At 67.5% G+C, this 18,225-nt stretch carries 15 protein-coding genes and 1 pseudogene; 11 read left to right on the top strand and 5 right to left on the bottom strand.

What is annotated here, in order from left to right; translation table 11 throughout:
* Positions 1–8 precede the first annotated feature (8 nt).
* The 3 genes from chvE to SNE35_RS20900 all read right to left on the bottom strand — a co-directional run bounded on the left by chvE (position 9) and on the right by SNE35_RS20900 (position 3,819).
* On the bottom strand, positions 9–1,031 hold the full coding sequence (chvE, locus tag SNE35_RS20890; protein ID WP_320425300.1) for a multiple monosaccharide ABC transporter substrate-binding protein: 1,023 nt from the start codon (positions 1,029–1,031) through the stop codon (positions 9–11).
* Positions 1,032–1,141: 110 nt separating this feature from the next.
* Positions 1,142–2,065 carry a dihydrodipicolinate synthase family protein gene (locus tag SNE35_RS20895; RefSeq protein WP_320424954.1) on the bottom strand — a complete coding sequence of 308 codons (924 nt, stop codon included), beginning with the start codon at positions 2,063–2,065 and terminating at the stop codon, positions 1,142–1,144.
* Between the two features lie 11 nt (positions 2,066–2,076).
* A complete protein-coding gene (locus SNE35_RS20900; RefSeq protein WP_320424955.1) occupies positions 2,077–3,819 on the bottom strand; it encodes an IlvD/Edd family dehydratase in 1,743 nt (580 codons plus the stop codon).
* Positions 3,820–3,999: 180 nt separating this feature from the next.
* Here SNE35_RS20900 and SNE35_RS20905 point away from each other — a divergent pair, with 180 nt between their 5' ends.
* The 11 genes from SNE35_RS20905 to SNE35_RS20955 all read left to right on the top strand — a co-directional run bounded on the left by SNE35_RS20905 (position 4,000) and on the right by SNE35_RS20955 (position 14,922).
* On the top strand, positions 4,000–4,767 hold the full coding sequence (locus SNE35_RS20905) for an SDR family NAD(P)-dependent oxidoreductase (RefSeq protein WP_320424956.1): 768 nt from the start codon (positions 4,000–4,002) through the stop codon (positions 4,765–4,767).
* Positions 4,767–5,807 (top strand): aldose epimerase family protein, encoded by a 1,041-nt coding sequence (locus SNE35_RS20910; protein ID WP_320424957.1) that lies wholly within the window; start codon positions 4,767–4,769, stop codon positions 5,805–5,807. Before SNE35_RS20905 ends, SNE35_RS20910 begins: the two co-directional genes overlap by 1 nt.
* A 49-nt stretch (positions 5,808–5,856) precedes the next feature.
* The gene (locus SNE35_RS20915) at positions 5,857–6,813 is read left to right on the top strand and encodes an ABC transporter substrate-binding protein (protein ID WP_320424958.1); all 957 of its coding nucleotides are present in this window, start codon (positions 5,857–5,859) and stop codon (positions 6,811–6,813) included.
* A 54-nt stretch (positions 6,814–6,867) separates the two neighbouring features.
* Positions 6,868–8,451 carry a sugar ABC transporter ATP-binding protein gene (locus SNE35_RS20920; RefSeq protein ID WP_431312773.1) on the top strand — a complete coding sequence of 528 codons (1,584 nt, stop codon included), beginning with the start codon at positions 6,868–6,870 and terminating at the stop codon, positions 8,449–8,451.
* Positions 8,452–9,492, top strand: a complete 1,041-nt coding sequence (locus SNE35_RS20925; RefSeq protein WP_320424960.1) for an ABC transporter permease — start codon at positions 8,452–8,454, stop codon at positions 9,490–9,492. It abuts the gene before it with no gap.
* A complete protein-coding gene (gene yjfF, locus SNE35_RS20930; protein WP_320424961.1) occupies positions 9,489–10,457 on the top strand; it encodes a galactofuranose ABC transporter, permease protein YjfF in 969 nt (322 codons plus the stop codon). The genes SNE35_RS20925 and yjfF overlap by 4 nt, the downstream gene beginning before the upstream one ends.
* Positions 10,454–11,605, top strand: coding sequence for a galactonate dehydratase (gene dgoD / locus SNE35_RS20935; RefSeq protein ID WP_320424962.1), 1,152 nt, complete (start codon positions 10,454–10,456; stop codon positions 11,603–11,605). The genes yjfF and dgoD overlap by 4 nt, the downstream gene beginning before the upstream one ends.
* Positions 11,599–12,561: a 2-dehydro-3-deoxygalactonokinase gene (locus SNE35_RS20940; RefSeq protein ID WP_320424963.1), complete on the top strand. Its 963-nt coding sequence runs from the start codon at positions 11,599–11,601 to the stop codon at positions 12,559–12,561. Before dgoD ends, SNE35_RS20940 begins: the two co-directional genes overlap by 7 nt.
* Positions 12,558–13,184 (top strand): 2-dehydro-3-deoxy-6-phosphogalactonate aldolase, encoded by a 627-nt coding sequence (locus tag SNE35_RS20945; protein ID WP_320424964.1) that lies wholly within the window; start codon positions 12,558–12,560, stop codon positions 13,182–13,184. Before SNE35_RS20940 ends, SNE35_RS20945 begins: the two co-directional genes overlap by 4 nt.
* Positions 13,181–14,086, top strand: coding sequence for an SMP-30/gluconolactonase/LRE family protein (locus SNE35_RS20950; protein ID WP_320424965.1), 906 nt, complete (start codon positions 13,181–13,183; stop codon positions 14,084–14,086). The genes SNE35_RS20945 and SNE35_RS20950 overlap by 4 nt, the downstream gene beginning before the upstream one ends.
* Positions 14,087–14,166: 80 nt before the next feature.
* Positions 14,167–14,922, top strand: coding sequence for a PEP-CTERM sorting domain-containing protein (locus SNE35_RS20955; RefSeq protein ID WP_320424966.1), 756 nt, complete (start codon positions 14,167–14,169; stop codon positions 14,920–14,922).
* A 1,032-nt stretch (positions 14,923–15,954) separates the two neighbouring features.
* On the opposite strand, the pseudogene SNE35_RS32110 reads toward SNE35_RS20955, so the two are convergent.
* Positions 15,955–16,308, bottom strand: a pseudogene (locus tag SNE35_RS32110) (winged helix-turn-helix domain-containing protein); the annotation flags it as partial.
* A gap of 32 nt (positions 16,309–16,340) precedes the next feature.
* The gene (locus SNE35_RS20965) at positions 16,341–18,137 is read right to left on the bottom strand and encodes an NAD(P)/FAD-dependent oxidoreductase (RefSeq protein ID WP_320424968.1); all 1,797 of its coding nucleotides are present in this window, start codon (positions 18,135–18,137) and stop codon (positions 16,341–16,343) included.
* Positions 18,138–18,225: the final 88 nt, after the last annotated feature.

Raw genomic sequence — 18,225 nt, forward strand, 5'->3', positions numbered from 1 at the left:
ATCCAAGATTACTTGAACTGCTCTTCCTTGTAGTAGCCGCTGCCGATCAGCACGGGCTTCCAGTTTTCCAGCGTGACGGCCACCGGCTTCAGCAGGTAGGAAGGCACGACCTTGACGCCGTTGTTGTACGTCTTGGTGTCGTTGACTTCGGGCGTCTTGCCGGACATCAGCGCGTCGACCATGTTGGCCGTGACCTTGGCCAGTTCACGCGTGTCCTTGAAGATCGTCGAGTACTGCTCGTTGCGCAGCATCGACTTGACCGAGGCGACTTCCGCGTCCTGGCCGGAGACGACCGGGAACGGCTGCTTCGGCGTACCGTAGCCCACGCCCTTCAGCGAGGACAGGATGCCGATCGACAGGCCGTCGTACGGGCTCAGCACCGCGTCGACGCGGGCGTTGCCGTAGAAGGCGGACAGCAGGTTGTCCATGCGGGCCTGGGCGACGGCGCCGTCCCAGCGCAGCGTGCCGACCTTGTCCATGCCCATCTGCTTGGACTTGACGACCAGCTTGCCGCTCTTGATGTACGGGTCCAGCACCGACATGGCGCCGTTGTAGAAGAAGAAGGCGTTGTTGTCGTCCGGCGAGCCGCCGAACAGCTCGATGTTGAACGGACCCTTGCCGGCCTTCAGGCCCAGCTTGTCGACGATGGTGCCGGCCTGCAGGACGCCGACCTGGAAGTTGTCGAAGGTGGCGTAGTAGTCGACGTTCGGCGAGCCCTTGATCAGGCGGTCATAGGCGATGACCTTGATGCCGGCGTCGTGGGCCTTCTGCAGCGCGTTCGACAGCGTCGTGCCGTCGATGGAGGCGATCACCAGAACCTTGACCTTCTTGGTGATCATGTTCTCGATCTGGGCCAGCTGGTTCGGGATGTCGTCGTCGGCGTACTGGAGGTCGGCCTTGTAGCCGCGGTCCTTCAGCACCTTGACCATGTTGTCGCCGTCGGCGATCCAGCGGGCGGAGGACTTGGTCGGCATCGAGACGCCGACGGTGCCCTTGTCCTGGGCCATCACGGCGGTGGCGCCGAAGCTCATCACGATGCCGGCGACGGCGGCGAGCAGGGTCTTGCGTTTTGCTTGGTTCACGGGTTGTCTCCTGGGTTGGGGATCTTGTTACTACAGGGTTGGGTTGCTAACTCTTATTTTCAGCGGCCCCAGCGGAGCACCAGCGGGTCGAGCCGGCGAGCCGTCTCGATCAGTCCGGTGCGCACGGCGGGGTGCATGGCGGGGAAGGGGTGCCGGGGTGCTTCGCAGGCGATGATGCCGCCCTCGCGCATCAGCGCCTTGGCCGACAGGATGCCGCCCTGGCGATTCTCGTAGTTGATCAGCGGAAGCCAACGCGTGTATTCACTGATCGCCGTCTCGCGATCGCCGGCGAAGTAGGCGTCCACGATCTTGCGGATGCCGTCCGGATAGCCGCCGCCGGTCATCGCGCCGGTGGCGCCGGCGTCGAGGTCGGGCAGCAGGGTGATTGCTTCCTCGCCGTCCCACGGGCCTTCGATGGCGTCGCCGCCCAGGCGGATCAGCTCGCGCAGCTTGGAGGCCGCGCCGGCGGTCTCGATCTTGAAGTAGCGCACGTGCTCCGTTTCCTGCGCGATGCGCGCGAGGAAGGCAGGCGACAGCGGCGTGCCGGCGGCCGGCGCGTCCTGGATCATGATCGGGATGTTCAGCCGGCCCGACAGCGTCGCGTAGAACTCGTAGATCTGCGGCTCGGACACGCGGAAGGTGGCGCCGTGGTACGGCGGCATCACCATCACCATCGCGGCGCCCATGTCCTGCGCGCGGCGGCTGCGCTCGGCGCAGACCTTGGTGGAGAAGTGCGTCGTCGTCACGATCACCGGCACGCGGCCGTTCACGTGTTCGAGGATCGTGCGCGTCAGCAGCTCGCGTTCGTCGTCGGCGATCAGGAACTGCTCGGAGAAGTTGGCGAGGATGCACAGGCCGGTCGAGCCGGCGTCGATCATGAAATCGACGCAGCGCTTCTGGCTCTCGAGGTCCAGTTCGCCGGATTCGGTGAAGGTCGTCGGGACGACGGGGAATACGCCCTTGTAGCGAGCTTGCGTAGCCATGGCTTCGAAATTCAGTGGGAATGCTTGGGAACGCCGGCGCCGCGGCAGCCGACCAGGAAATCGAAGTCGCAGCCTTCGTCGGCCTGCAGCACGCGTTCCACGTAGAGGTTGCGGTAGCCGGAGGCGTCCGCCGGATCGGGCACCTGCGCGGCGGCCCAGGCGGCGAGGCGAGTCTTCAGCTCTTCGTCGGACACCTCCAGGTGCAGGCGGCCGCCGGCGCTGTCCAGCTCGATCCAGTCGCCTTCCTGCACGACGGCCAGCGGGCCGCCGGCGCGCGCCTCGGGCGCCACGTGCAGCACGACCGTGCCGTAGGCGGTGCCGCTCATCCGCGCGTCGCTGATGCGGACCATGTCGGTGATGCCCTGTTCCAGCAGCTTCGGCGGCAGGCCCATATTGCCGACCTCGGCCATGCCGGGGTAGCCCTTGGGGCCGCAGTTCTTCAGCACCAGGATCGAGTCCTTGGTGACGTCCAGGTCCGGATCAACGATGCGTTTCTTGTAGTCGTCCAGGTTCTCGAACACGACGGCGCGGCCGCGGTGCTGCAGCAGTTCCTTGGTGGCGGCCGAGGGCTTGATGACCGCGCCGCGCGGCGCCAGGTTGCCGCGCAGCACGCAGATGCCGCCGTCGGCGATCAGCGGCTTGTCGAGCGGGCGGATCACCTCGGCGTTGTAGTTCGGCGCGTCCTTGACGTTCTCCCACAGGCTCTTGCCGTTGGCCGTCAGCGCGTCCGGGTGGGGCAGCAGGCCGGCCTCGCCCAAGCGGCGCAGCACGGCGGGCAGGCCGCCGGCGTAGTAGAACTCTTCCATCAGGAAGCGGCCCGAGGGCATCAGGTCGACGATGGTCGGCGTGCCGCGGCCGATGCGCGACCAGTCTTCCAGGTCCAGCTGCACGCCCATGCGGCCGGCGATCGCCTTCAGGTGGATCACCGCGTTGGTGGAGCCGCCGATGGCCGCGTTCGTGCGGATCGCGTTCTCGAAGGCTTCCTTGGTCAGGATCTTCGACAGCGTCAGCCCTTCCAGCGCCATCTCGACGATGCGCATGCCGCTCATGTGGGCCAGCACCTTGCGGCGCGAGTCGACGGCGGGGATGGCTGCGTTGTGCGGCAGCGAGACGCCCAGCGATTCGGCCATGCAGGCCATCGTCGAGGCGGTGCCCATCGTGTTGCAGGTGCCGGCCGAGCGGCTCATGCCCTGTTCGGCCGAGAGGAACTCATGCAGGGTGATCGTGCCGGCCTTGACCTGCTCGGAGAGCTGCCAGACGGCGGTGCCCGAGCCGATGTCCTTGCCGTGGTGCTTGCCGTTGAGCATCGGGCCGCCGGTGACGACGATGGCCGGCACGTCGCAGCTCGCCGCGCCCATCAGCAGCGCCGGCGTGGTCTTGTCGCAGCCCACCATCAGCACGACGGCGTCGATCGGGTTGCCGCGGATCGCTTCCTCGACGTCCATGCTGGCGAGGTTGCGCGTGAACATGGCGGTGGGCCGCAGGTTCGACTCGCCGTTGCTGAACACCGGGAACTCGACCGGGTAGCCGCCGGCCTCGAACACGCCGCGGCGCACGCGCTCGGCCAGTTCGCGGAAGTGGGCGTTGCAGGGGGTCAGCTCGGACCAGGTGTTGCAGATGCCGATGATCGGCTTGCCCTGGAACTCGTGCTCCGGGATGCCCTGGTTCTTCATCCAGCTGCGATACATCATCCCGTTCTTGTCGGTGGTGCCGAACCAGGCGGCAGAACGGAGCTTGGGCTTGTCGGTGGACATGGAGACTGCGTGGGGATTGAAGCTGCGGCAGCCGGGTGCCGCGGGATGGTGCGTGATGCGCCAGTGAAGTGCGCTGAATAATAAAGTATGTCTTTAGCGGTGCGAAAGTCGGTGTTATCCCTCTGATTTGTAAAGCACGAGGTCTTTTAGTATGACGTTATCGAGCATTTCCTGCCCTTGATGAATCAATTTGCTAACTATCCGTCCCTGCGGGACCGCCCGGTGCTGATCACTGGTGGTGCAACCGGCATCGGCGCGGCAATGGTCGAAGCCTTCGTCGCGCAAGGCGCGCGCGTCGGCTTCATCGACCTCAACGCGGAGGCCGGCGTCGCGCTGGCCGAGAAGCTGTCGGCCTCTGCGCACTTCGCGCCGCGCTTCGCCGCCGCCGACATCACCGACATCGCCGCGCTGGACGCCGCGATCGACGCCCTGCGCGCGCAGATCGGCCCGATCGCCGCGCTGCTGAACAACGCCGCCAACGACCGCCGCCACGACATGGACACGGTCACCTCCGAGAGCTGGGATGCCGGCGTCGCGGTGAACCTGAAGCACCAGTTCTTCGCCGCGAAGAACGTCGCCGCCGACATGCGGGCGGCCGGCGCCGGCTCCATCGTCAACTTCGGCTCGGTGAGCTGGAAGATGAAGCAGGGCGGCATGCCGACCTACACCACGTCCAAGGCCGCGGTGCAGGGCCTGACGCGCGGCCTCGCACGCGATCTCGGCCCCTTCGGCATCCGCGTGAACACGCTGGTGCCCGGCTGGGTGATGACCGAGAAGCAGGTGCGCCTGTGGGTCACCGACGCCACCAAGGACGAGCTGGCGCGCAACCAGTGCATCCCGACGGCGCTGATGCCCGAGGACATCGCCTGCATGGCGCTGTTCCTGGCCGCCGACGACAGCAAGATGTGCACGGCGCAGGACTTCATCGTTGACGCAGGATGGACCTGATGAAGAAGTTGTACGGCACGCTGCTCGATGGGCAGCAGGTTCACGAGTACACGCTCGACAACGGCCGTGGCCTTTCGCTGCGCGTGCTCGACTACGGCGGCATCGTCACCGAGCTGCGCGTGCCGGATGCCAAGGGCGAGACGGCCAATATCGTGCTCGGCTTCGACAACCTGGCCGACTACGTCGAGCGCAACGATCCCTACTTCGGCGCGCTGGTCGGCCGCTACGGCAACCGCATTGCCAACGGCCGTTTCACGCTCGACGGCGAGCCCTACCTGCTGGTGCAGAACGATGGCCCGAACTCGCTGCACGGCGGCCCCAAGGGCTTCAGCCGGCGGATGTGGGCGGTGGAGTCCGTCTCGCCGATGGACATCCTGCTGAGCCTCGTCAGCGAGGACGGCGACGAGCACTTCCCGGGCCGTCTGACCGTGAAGGTGCGCTACTCGCTGACGCCGGCCGGCGAGTTCATCATCGACTACGAGGCCACGACCGACGCTCCGACGCCGATCAACCTCACGCAGCACAACTACTACAACCTGTCCGGCGCCGGCAGCGCGCTGGACCATGAGCTGACGCTCAACGCCAGCCGCTTCCTGACCGTCGGTGCGGGCCTGATCCCGAACGGCATGGCCGAGGTGGACGGCACGCCCTTCGACTTCCGCCAGCCGCACCGCATCGGCGAGCGCATCGGCGCCGGCGTGCCCCAGCTGCTGGCCGGCCACGGCTACGACCACACCTTTGTCATCGATGGTGGCGAAGACGGCAAGCTCGTGCACTGCGCGACCTTGGCCGACCGCGTCTCAGGCCGCGTGATGGACGTGCTGACCACCGAGCCCTCGGTGCAGTTCTATTCCGGCAATTTCCTCGACGGTTCGCTGCGCGGCTCCAACGGCCAGGCCTACCGCCAGGGCGACGGCGTGTGCCTGGAGACCCAGCACTACCCCGATTCGCCGAACCACCCCGAATACCCGTCCACCGTGCTGCGGCCCGGCGAGACCTACAAGAGCACGACCGTGCATCGATTCAGGCACGAGCAGTAGACGACAGCCTGGGCAAAACCACCCCAACCCCGAAAGAGGAGACAGACCCATGAGCACCCAACGCCGTACCGTTCTTGCAGCACTCGTGGCCGCCGGCCTGCCGCTGCACAAGGCCCTGGCGGCTGACAAGATCGTTCTGGGCTTCGCCCAGGTCGGTGCGGAAAGCGAATGGCGCGCCGCCAACACGCAGTCCGTCAAGGACTCGGCCAAGGAAGCCGGCATCGAACTGAAGTTCGCCGACGCGCAGCAGAAGCAGGAAAACCAGATCAAGGCCATCCGCGCCTTCATCGCGCAGAAGGTCGACGTGATCGCCTTCTCGCCGGTCGTCGCCACCGGCTTCGGCCCGGTCCTGCGCGAAGCCAAGGCTGCCAAGATCCCCGTGATCCTGTCGGACCGCTCGGTCGACGAGAAGGACGACAGCCTGTGGGTCAGCTTCATGGGCTCCGACTTCACCGAAGAAGGTCGCCGCGCCGGCCGCTGGCTGGTCGAGAAGATGAAGGGCTCGAAGGACACGGTCAACATCGTCGAGCTGCAGGGCACGACGGGCTCGGCCCCGGCCATCGAGCGCAAGAAAGGCTTCGAGGAGATCATCTCCGCCGATCCGAAGTTCAAGATCATCCGCTCGCAGACCGGCGACTTCACCCGCGCCAAGGGCAAGGAAGTGATGGAAGCCTTCCTGAAGGCCGAGGGCAAGAAGATCAACGTGCTCTACGCGCACAACGACGACATGGCCATCGGCGCGATCCAGGCCATCGAGGAAGCCGGCCTGAAGCCCGCCAAGGACATCACGATCATCTCGATCGACGGCGTCAAGGGTGCCTTCGAAGCCATGATGGCCGGCAAGCTGAACGTCAGCGTCGAATGCAGCCCGCTGCTGGGCCCGCAGCTGATGCAGGCCGTCAAGGACCTGAAGGCCGGCAAGACCATTCCGAAGCGCATCGTGACGCAGGAAGGCGTGTTCCCCATGGAAGTCGCCGCCAAAGAGTTCCCCAATCGCAAGTATTGAGTTCGCCTAGTCCGTAGGTTGGAGTGAGCCCCGCGAACTCCAACGGTGCGGCCCATGCCCGCCCGTTGGGGTTCGCTTCGCTCACCGCCAACCTACGCCAGGATTCCTTCGCGATCAGGAGTTCCATTGGAATCGCAAGTTGTTCTTGAAGCCCGCGGCGTGACCCGGCGCTTCACGGGTGTGCTCGCCCTGTCGAACGTGAATTTCCGGCTGCGTGCCGGCGAGATCCACGCGCTGATGGGGCAGAACGGCGCCGGCAAATCCACCTTGATCCGCGTGCTGACCGGCGTGTTCCCGGCCGATGCGGGCGAGGTGCTGCTCGCCGGCGAGCCTATCCATCCAGCCTCGCCCGCGGCGGCGCAGCGGTTGGGCATCAGCACCGTGTACCAGGAGGTGAACCTCTGCCCGAACCTGTCGGTGGCGGAGAACATCTTCGCGGGCCGCTATCCGCGCCGCAGCGCGGCGGGCCTGTGGCGCATCGACTGGCCGCGCATGCAGGCCGAGGCGAAGACGTTGCTGACGCGGCTGAACCTGGATATCGACGTCACGCGGCTGCTGTCCAGCTACCCGGTGGCCGTGCAGCAGATGGTGGCGATCGCCCGTGCGCTGTCGGTCAAGGCCAAGGTGCTGATCCTCGACGAGCCGACCTCGAGCCTCGACGAGCAGGAGGTCGAGCGCTTCTTCGCCGTGCTGCGCCAGCTGCGCGGTGAGGGCATGGCGATCCTCTTCGTCACCCATTTCTTCGAGCAGATGTATGCGATCTCCGACCGCATCACCGTGCTGCGCAACGGCGAGTTCGTCGGCGAGTGGCTGAAGGACGAGCTGCCGCCGAACGCACTGATCACCGCGATGGTCGGCCGCGAGCTGAGTGCGGCCGCCGGCCGCAACGAGGCGCAGGTCGACGTGAGCGGCACGCCGCAGCTCGCGGCGCAGGGCTTCGGCCGCCGCGGCACGCTGCAGCCGGTGGACCTGGCGCTGCATCGCGGCGAGGTCGTCGGCGTCGGCGGGCTGCTCGGCTCGGGCCGCACGGAGCTGGCGCGGCTGCTGTTCGGCCTGGACCGCTGCGACAGTGGCGAGTTGCAGGTCGAGGGCCGCAAGGTCAAGTTCGACAAACCCGCCCAGGCGATCCGCCAGGGCCTGGCGATGTGCCCCGAAGAGCGCAAGCACGACGGCATCGTGGCCGAGCTGTCGGTGCGCGAGAACATCGCGCTGGCGCTGCAGGCCCGGCTGGGCATCTGGAACTACCTGTCCCGCGCGAAGCAGAAGGAGATGGCCGACCACTTCGTCAAGGCGCTGGGCATCAAGACGGCGGACATCGACACACCGATCGCGCTGCTGTCGGGCGGCAACCAGCAGAAGGTCGTGCTGGCCCGCTGGCTGGCCACCGAGCCCAAGCTGCTGATCCTCGACGAGCCGACGCGCGGCATCGACGTCGCTGCCAAGCAGGAAATCATGAACGAGATCCTGGCGCTGGCCCGCGGCGGCCTGGCCGTGCTGTTCATCTCCTCGGAAATGGACGAGGTCGTGCGCGTGTCCGATCGCATCGTCGTGCTGCGCGACCGCGCCAAGGTCGGCGAACTGCCGGGCAACAGCTCGGAGCAGGCGGTCTATCACCTCATTGCCTCGGGGCAGAACTGAATGCAGTCCTTGTTCAAACACCGGCTCTTCTGGCCCTTCCTCACCCTCGTGCTGCTGCTGGCGGTGGACGCCACCTTCAACCCCGGCTTCTGGAGCCTGCAGTGGCGCGACGGCCACCTGTACGGCAGCGTCATCGACATCCTCAACCGCGCCGCGCCGCTGGCCCTGGTGGCCCTGGGCATGACCCTGGTGATCGCCACGCGCGGCATCGACATCTCGGTGGGCGCCACGATCGCGATCGCCGCGGCCGTGGCCGCGCTGATGATCGGCGGCGACCTGGTCATCAAGGACGGCGTCGCGCAGCGCGTGGCGCACAACCCGATGTGGCTGGCCATCCTCGCCTCGCTCGGCGCCGCGACCCTGTGCGGCCTGTGGAACGGCCTGCTGGTCGCCCGCGTCGGCATGCAGCCGATCATCGCGACCCTGATCCTGATGGTGGCCGGCCGCGGCATCGCGCAGCTGATGACCGACGGCCAGATCATCACCGTCTACTACGAGCCCTTCTTCTTCATCGGCAACGGCTTCCTGCTGGGCCTGCCCTTCGCCGTCTACATCGCCGCCATCGTGTGGCTGGTGCTGCATCTTTTGATGACGCGCACGGCGCTGGGCCTTTTCATCCAGAGCATCGGCATCAACCCCGCCGCCTCGCGGATGGCCGGCCTGCCGGAGCGCCTGATCACCGTCTGCGTCTATGCCTTCTGCGGCCTGGCCGCGGGCGTGGCGGGACTGGTGATCAGCTCCAACGTCAAGAGCGCAGACGCCAACAACGCCGGCCTCTTGATGGAGCTGGACGCGATCCTCGCCGTCACCCTGGGCGGCACGCTCCTGACCGGCGGCCGCTTCAGCCTCGCTGGCAGCGTGCTGGGCGCGCTGATCATCCAGACGCTGACCTCCACCATCTATTCGATCGGCGTGCCGCCGGAGATCAATATGGTCGTCAAGGCCGCGGTGGTCTTCGTCGTGATGCTGCTGCAGTCGGCCGAGTTCCGCGCGGCGGTGCGCGGCTGGATCGTGCGCCCGTCCGCAGGAGGTGCGCGATGAAAGCCAACAAGCTGCGCCTCGATTCGCGCTTCCTGCCGCTGGTCGGCACGATCGCCGTCTTCCTGCTGACCTTCGGCTACGGCTCCTTTGCCTACCGCGGCTTTTTCTCCGCGCAGGTATTCCTGAACCTGCTGATCGACAACGGCTTCCTGCTGATCCTCGGCGTCGGCATGAGCTTCGTGATCCTGTCCGGCGGCATCGACCTGTCGGTCGGCTCGGTGATCGCGCTGACGACGATGATCTCCGCCGCGCTGATCGAGCATCGGCACTGGAGCGTCTGGCAGACCATCCCGCTGGTGCTGCTCGTCGGCACCGTGTTCGGCGCCTTCATGGGCTGGCTGATCCAGCGCTTCCGGCTGCAGCCCTTCATCGTCACCCTGGCCGGCATGTTCCTGGCGCGCGGCCTGTGCTACCTGATCAGCATCGACTCGATCGCGATCACCGACCCGGCCTACGTGGCGATCTCTGAGGCGCGCTACGCCCTCTGGGACGGCGCGCAGGTCAGCGTGGGCGCGATGCTTGCGGTGGCGATGCTCGTCATCGGCATCTGGCTGGCCCACGCCACCGAGTTCGGCCGCACCGTCTACGCCATCGGCGGCAGCGAGGCCTCGGCCATGCTGATGGGCCTGCCGGTCAAGCGCACCATGGTGCTGGTCTACACGCTCAGCGGCTTCTGCTCGGCGCTGGCCGGCGTGGTGTTCACCTTCTACATGCTGTCCGGCTACGGCCTGCATGCGGTGGGCTCGGAGCTGGACGCGATCGCCGCGGTGGTGATCGGCGGCACCTTGCTGTCGGGCGGCGTCGGCTATGTGTTCGGCACCTTGTTCGGCGTGCTGATCCTGGGCTCGGTGCAGACCTTGATCGCTTTCGATGGCTCCCTGAGTTCCTGGTGGACGCGCATCGTCATCGGCGCGTTGTTGTTCGTGTTCTGCCTGCTGCAACGGGCGTTTGAGCAGCGCAAATGAAAATTACAAAACTCACCACCTGGCGCGTTCCCCCGCGCTGGATGTTCCTGAAGATCGAGACCGACGAGGGCATCGTCGGCTGGGGCGAGCCGGTGATCGAGGGCCGGGCGCGCACGGTCGAGGCGGCTGTGCATGAACTGTCCGGTTACTTGATCGGCCAGGACCCGCGCAACATCAACGACCTCTGGCAGATGATGTACCGCGCCGGCTTCTACCGCGGCGGCCCGATCCTGATGAGCGCCATCGCCGGCATCGACCAGGCGCTGTGGGACATCAAGGGCAAGGCGCTCGGCGTGCCGGTCTACGAGCTGCTCGGCGGTCTCGTGCGCGAGAAGATGAAGACCTACTCCTGGGTCGGCGGCGACCGGCCCGCCGACGTGATCGCCGACATCCGCCGCCTGCGCGAGGCCGGCTTCGACACCTTCAAGCTGAACGGCACCGAGGAGTTGGGCCTGCTGGACTCGGCGGCCAAGGTGGACGACGCCGTCGGCCGCATCGCCGAGATCCGCGCGGCCTTCGGCAACGAGATCGAGTTCGGCATCGATTTCCACGGCCGCGTCTCCGCGCCGATGGCCCGCGTGCTGTTGCGCGCGCTGGAGCCCTATCGCCCGCTGTTCGTCGAGGAGCCGGTGCTGCCCGAGCAGGCCGAGCACTACCCGCTGCTGGCGGCGCAGACGGCGATTCCGCTGGCGGCCGGCGAGCGCATGTACTCGCGCTACGACTTCAAACGGGTGTTCGCGGCCGGCGGCATCGCCATCATCCAGCCGGACCTCTCGCACGCCGGCGGCATCAGCGAGTGCTTCCGCATCGCCGCCATGGCCGAGGCTCACGACGTGGCCCTGGCGCCCCATTGCCCGCTGGGCCCGGTGGCGCTGGCCGCCTGCCTGCAGGTGGACTTTGTCTCGCACAACGCCGTGCTGCAGGAGCAGAGCATGGGCATCCACTACAACAAGGATGCCGAGCTGCTGGACTACGTGAAGAACCGCGACGATTTCCGCATCGAGGACGGCTTCATCCGCCCGCTGCCCAAGCCGGGCCTCGGCGTCGAGGTGGACGAGGAGCGGGTGATCGCGGCCAGCGCCGCCCACGCGCAGGACTGGCGCAATCCGGTGTGGCGCCATGCGGACGGGAGCGTCGCCGAATGGTGATGCAGGACGTGACGCAGGATGAAGGGCGCGACGCCGCCCTGATCGGCCTCGACTGGGGCAGCACCGGCCTGCGCGCCTGGCTGATCGGCGCCGGCGGCAGTGTGCTGAGCGCGCGCCAGGCGCCGCTGGGCGCCTCGGTGCTGTCCGGCGATGCGGCCTATGCGCAGGCGCTGGAGCAGCTCACCGGCGACTGGCAGCGCGCCCGGCCCGAGCTGCCGCTGCTGGCCTGCGGCATGGTCGGCAGCCAGCATGGCTGGCGCGAGGTGCCTTACCTTAACTGCCCGGCCGATGCCGCGATGCTGGCCGCGCAGATGTCCTCACAGATGCCGGCCGGCGCCGGCGGCCTGCGCATCGTGCCCGGCCTGCTGGACGAGCCGCACGACGGAACCCCTGATGTGATGCGCGGCGAAGAAACGCAGATCCTCGGCGCCGTCGCACTGCATCCGGACCTGGCCGACGCCACCTTGATCCTGCCCGGCACCCATTCCAAGTGGGCGCGGCTGCGCCAGGGTCATGTGCTGGGCTTCGCCACGCAGATGACCGGCGAGCTGTTCGCGCTGCTGCGCGAGCATTCGGTGCTGGGCCGGCTGATGGTCGACACGGGTGGCGAGCCGGACTGGAACGCTTTCGACGAGGGCGTGGCCGCCGCGCGGGAGCAGGGCACGGCGGAAGGCCTGCTGCACCAGCTCTTCGGCGTGCGTGCGCTGGGCCTGCGGCAGCGCCTGCCGAACACCGGCGCAGCCGACTACCTGTCCGGCCTGCTGATCGGCCACGAGCTGGTCGTCGGCGTCGCCACCCTGCTGCCGGTGCAGCCGCTGGCGCTGGTCGGCGATGCCGCGCTGTGCCACCGTTATGTCGAGGCGTTGAAACAGTTCGGCGTGCATGATGTGAAGACACTGGAGAACACCGCGCCGGCCGGCCTGTGGCGGCTGGCGCGCGAACTGGCACTCGCATGAATTTCGACACCGCATTCAAGCAACTGCCGCTGGTCGCGATCCTGCGCGGCATCCGGCCCGACGAAGTCGAGGCAGTGGCGCTGGCGCTCTACGCCGAAGGCTTCCGCATCATCGAGGTGCCGCTGAACTCGCCCGACGCGATGCAGTCGATCGCCACCCTGGCGCGCTGCCTGCCGGCGGATGCGGTCTTCGGCGCCGGCACCGTGCTGTCGGTCGAGGCGGTGCACCAAGTGCGCAAGGCCGGTGGCCGGCTGATCGTGATGCCGCATGCGGACGTCGAGGTGATCCGCGCCGCCAAGGCCGAGGACCTGGTCTGCGTGCCGGGCGTGGCCACCGTCACCGAGGCCTTTGCCGCCCTGGCCGTCGGTGCCGATGCGCTGAAGCTGTTCCCGGCCGAGCTGATCACGCCGCCGGTGCTGAAGGCGATGCGCGCGGTGCTGCCGTCTGCGCTGCGCCTGCTGCCGGTCGGTGGCATCACGCCCTATTCGCTGGGCGCCTACCGCGCCGCCGGTGCCGCCGGCTTCGGCCTGGGCGGCGCGCTGTATCAACCCGGCCTCGACGCCGCCGAGGTCGCCGAACGGGCGCGCAGCTTCGTCTCCGCCTGGAGAGCCTTGTCATCATGAACACGCAAGACCTGAGCCTCGCGCTGCAGATGGATTCGACCCTCGGCGAGGGCATCGGTTGGTTCGACGGCCGCTGGTGGTGGACCGACATCCAGCGCAAACGCCTGCACGTGTGGGATGGCGTCGCCGCCGCGCCGCTGACGGCACACCTGCCCGATCGCCTCGGCTCCTTCGTTCACACCCGCTCGGGCCGCATGGTGCTGGGCCTGGCCAAGTCGATCGTGCTGGCGACGCAGCCCGACGCCGAAGGCCGCATCGAGATCCTGCAGACGCTGGCCGAGTTCGAGCCCGAGCTGGACGGCAATCGCAGCAACGACGGCCGCACCGATCGCGCCGGCAACTACGTCTTCGGCACCATCCACGACGTCGAGGACAAGCGCGCGATCGCGAGCCTCTACCAATACTCGAGTCGCCACGGCCTGCGCCGCCTGAACCTGCCGCACGTGGCCATCGCCAACAGCATCTGCTTCAGCCCCGATGGCCGGACCATGTACTTCGCCGACACGCTGGACTGCCGGATCCGCCAGGCGGACTACGACGCCGAGCGCGCGGAACTCTCCAACATCCGCACCTTCGTCGAGGTGACGACCCCGCACGGCTGGCCCGACGGCGCGGTGATCGACCGCCAGGGCTGCCTGTGGAACGCCCAGTGGGGCGCCGGCGCGGTGGTGCAGTACAGCCCCGAGGGTCAGGTCATGCGCACGCTGCACTTGGCCGGGCCCCACTCCAGCTGCCCGGCCTTCGGCGGCGCGAACGGCGACCAGCTGATGGTGACGACCGCGCGCCAGGAACTGAGCGAAGCCGACCTGGCCGCATGGCCCTTGTCGGGCAGCCTGTTCACGCTGCAGATGGACGAGCCTTTGAGCCTGCCGGACGTGCTGTTCGACGACGGCCCGCTCTAGTCCCGTCAGGATCTGGTCAAGATCTCTTGACCCGGCGTTCGTAGCATGAAGCTCACCTTGAACTTCCTGCTACGAACGACATGAAAACTCTGCTCAGCGCTTCCATCGCGGCCACGCTTCTCGTCGGCGCCTTCCATGCGGGCGCGGCTTCGCGCAACGACACCGTCGACTTCTCGTCCGGCACCGGCGGCTGGGTGGGCCTGCCGCAGGTCGATGGCCAGGGCTCTTCGATCGAGGCCAATGGCGGCGTCGGCGGGAGCGCCGGCTTCCGCACGCTGAACGTCGAGACCTGGGGGCTGAACTGGACCAACTCCACCAACCCGGCCTTCATCGGCGATTTCACGCAGGACCACAGCGTCACGTTCTCGCTGGACATCAAGGTGAACAACATCTTCAGCATCGAGGACGGCATCGAGGTGCCGCGCCATCTGATGGTCGAGCTGCGCGACTACGAGCACTATGCCGAGAACGGCATCTGGACCAGCGTCTGGTTCGACCTCGGCAGCATCAGCCAGGCGGATGGATGGCAGCATCTTTCCGCAACGATCGCGGACACCAACTCGTCCGCGCTGCCTGCCGGCTGGAGCTACTACGACGGCACGGACGCGACGACGCTGCCGCAGGGCGTGAGCTTCTCGTCGCTGCTGAAGGGCGTGGACGAGATCGCCTTCTCGACGATCGTGAACGGCAACTTCTACGACTACCGCTACTTCGACGTCACGGTGGACAACATCGGCGTCACCACCGCCGTGCCCGAGCCTGCGACCTACGCCACGCTGGCCGCGGGGCTGCTGGTCGTCGGGCTGATGCGGGCACGTCGTCGCAAGAACGGCTGAGCCTCACTCGCCGAACACCTCCCGCATCAGGCTCGCGCCGACGGGGTGTTCGCGGATCCAGTGCGCATGCGCCGGGTCCCGCAACACCATGGCGAGCATGCCGCAGCGCTGCTCGAAGGCGGCCTGCAGCAGCGCGGCCGCGCGGTCCTTCTCGCCCAGGGCGGCCAGCGGCGATGCGTAGAGGGTGGCCTCGCCGACGCTGGTGGATGAGCAGATCAGCGCGGCGTCGATGACGTCCATCGCCTCCGCGCGGTGGCCCACCTGGGCCAGCACGGACGCGAGGATCGTCCAGGCGAATGTCGGGGCCTCCACGCCTTGGGTCAGCCGCCAGGCCGGGCCGACCAGCGATTCGCTCGGCGCCACCAGGGCCTGCATGGCCAGGTGGAAAGCCGTGGCCACCAGCTCGCCGGGATGCTCCGTGGCTGTCGCCTGCGCCTCGCGAAGGGCGGCCTCGGGCCGGCCGGCCTGGATCAAGGCGCGGGCCAAGGTCATGCCGATCCTTGCGCTGTGAGGCGACAACAGCTTGGCGGCCTGGAGCTGCCGGGCCGCCAGGTCGGCGCGGTCCATGTAGAGCAGATGCCGCGCGTAGGCGAGCAGCGTGTCGGGATGGGCGGGCTCCTCGCCGATGGCTCGCTCGAAGGCGAGGCCGGCTTCTTCGAAGCGCCACGCGAAGTCCAGCAAGGATGCGCGCGCGGCGAACCTGCCGCTGATCTGCACATCGTCCGGAATCGAGTCCAGGGCATTCATGGCTTCGTCGATCGCAGGCATCGTCGGCAGCAGTCCCCAGCCGATGCCCACGGCCATGCCCTCGGCGAGGCCGACGCGGGCGGCCCAGAAATCCGGCACTTCGTCGATCAGCTGCCTCAGCCTGGCGATCGCCATGCGGACCGCGGAGGGTGTGGCCTGCAGCAGCAGGTTGCGGCAGAACGAGTAGGTCTGCACCGCCTGTGCTGAATAGAGTTCGGCCCAGTTCGATGGTGCCGGCGCTGGCCGGGCAGGGCGCTCCGAAGCGTCGGGCACCAGCCGGTAGCCCACGCCGTACACGGCCTCGATCCGATGCCCGGCGGCGAGCAACTGCGTGCGCAGGCGGCTGATGCAGCGTGCCAGGCCCTCGTCGGACATTTCCGCACCGCGCCAGGCTACGTTTGCGAATTCTTCCTTCGGAACGACCGCGGGCTGCCGGCGGAACAGCAGGGCCAGTGCGGCGCGCTCCCTCGGCGAAGCGGCCAGCGGGACGCCGTCGAGAAAGGGGAAACCCGCTTCGTCGATGACCAGTCGAGCCGGCTCGGGTTCCGCGCGCTTGAGGAGGGGGGCACGCAGGTCGGATGTCATGGGAGGCGAAAGCCTATCGGGTGCCGCCCCCGACGTGTGACCAGCTTCTGCCATTGGCAGAAGCTGGCCTCGGGCTCAAACGTCGCTCAGCGCAGGTGATGCACCGGCGCCTGCCCGTACACCGGCGTCTCCAGCCCCTCGTAGCGCGCCTTCAGCTGCAGCGACAGGAATTGCGAGTAGTGCCGGCTCTGGTGCAGGTTGCCCCCGTGAATCCACAGCTGGGGCTGCTGCGTGGGCTTCCACATATTGCGCAGCTCGCCTTCCCAGGGGCCGGGGTCCTTGGTGGTGCCGCTGCCCAGGCCCCAGACCTTGCCGACGCGGGCCGCGACTTCCGGTGAAACCAGGTCGGCCAGGAACTGGTTCATCGAGCCGAAGCCGGTGGCGTAGACGATCAGGTCGGCCGGCAGCTCGGTGCCGTCGGTCAAGGTGACGCTCCTCGGGTTGATGCGCTCGATCGTCGTGCGGCTCTTCAGCTTGATCTGGCCGTTGGCGACCAGCTCGCTGGCGCCCACATCGATGTAGTAGCCCGAGCCGCGGCGCAGGTACTTCATGAACAGGCCCGAGCCGTCGTCGCCGAAGTCGAGCATGAAGCCCGCCTTCTCCAGCCGGCCGTACAAGTCCGCGTCCCGCACCTTCATCGCCTCGTACACGGGGATGTGGAAGCTGTGCATGATCTGGTAAGGGACGCTGGCGAAGATCAGGTCGGCCTTGTGGTGGTCGATGCCGTTCTGCACGGCCTGCTCGCTGTAGAGCCCGCCCAGCGCCAGTTCCATCAGCGAGTCGGACGGCGCGATGTGCGTGCTGCTGCGCTGGACCATGGTCACGTCCACGCCCTGTTCGACCATCGCCGCGCAGATGTCGTGTGCGCTGTTGTTGCTGCCCAGCACGACGACCTTCTTGCCGGCATAGCTCTCGGGCCCCGGATGGCGGCTGCTGTGGTGCTGCTCGCCCTCGAAGCTCTCGGCGCCGGGCAGCTTGGGCACGTTGGCGTAGCCGGACACGCCCAGCGCGAACACGAGCTGCTTGGGCCGCAGGGTCACATCTTGCCCGGCGCGATTGACCAGCACCTCCCATTCGCCGGTGGCCTCGTTGAACGTCGCTTTCTTCGCGACTGTGCTGCCCCAGTAGTTCAGCTCCATCACCTTGGCGTACATCTCCAGCCAGTCGCCCACCTTGTCCTTCGGCGCGAACACGGGCCAGTCGTCGGGGAAGGGCATGTAGGGCAGATGGTCGTACCAGACCGGGTCGTGCAGGCACAGACTCTTGTAGCGCTTGCGCCAGCTGTCGCCGGGCTTCTCGTTCTTCTCGACGACGATCGTCGGCACGCCCAGGCGCCGCAGCCGCGCCGCCAGGATGATGCCGCCCTGGCCGCCGCCGACGATCAGCACATAGGGCTGCTCCTCGTAGCCGAGCCGCTGCTGTTCGTCCTCGCGGCGTTCCAGCCAGCTCTTGCGGCCGGGGTGCACGCCGTGCTCGGCGCCCTTGATCCGCTGCGTGCCCTTCTTTTCCTCGAAGCCCTTCAGCTCGACCATTGTCGTCAGCAAGGTCCAGGCCTTGCCGTCTTTCAGGCGCAGGTGGCCGCGGCCGCGGGCGACCTTCGTCTCGAAGATGAACCAGGCATCGGTGATGCCATCGGCCTCGCTGTCCTCGCCTTCGAGCTGGAAGTTCGACGGCGCGGTGTCGGCCAGCCGCGCCTGCAGCATCTCGCGCATCGCGGCCTTGCCTTCCTGCGTGCGGATGTTCCAGGTGAAGCTGACGAGGTCGCGCCAGTAGCTGTCTTCGCTGAACAGGGCCAGCGTGGCGTCGATGTCGCCGGCTTGCAGGGCCGCGCCGAAATCGGCGAGCCAGCGGCGCGCGGCGGCGCTCGCGGTGGAATCGGTCATCTTGCTTGTCTCCAGGTTATGGCGATCTCGAACAGGGATCGCTCCACCAGGACAACTCAAGACTCGTGCCTGCGCCACCGGGCGGCGC

This window comes from Roseateles agri (assembly GCF_034043675.1).
In the GTDB taxonomy this organism is placed as follows: Bacteria; Pseudomonadota; Gammaproteobacteria; order Burkholderiales; family Burkholderiaceae_C; genus KK5.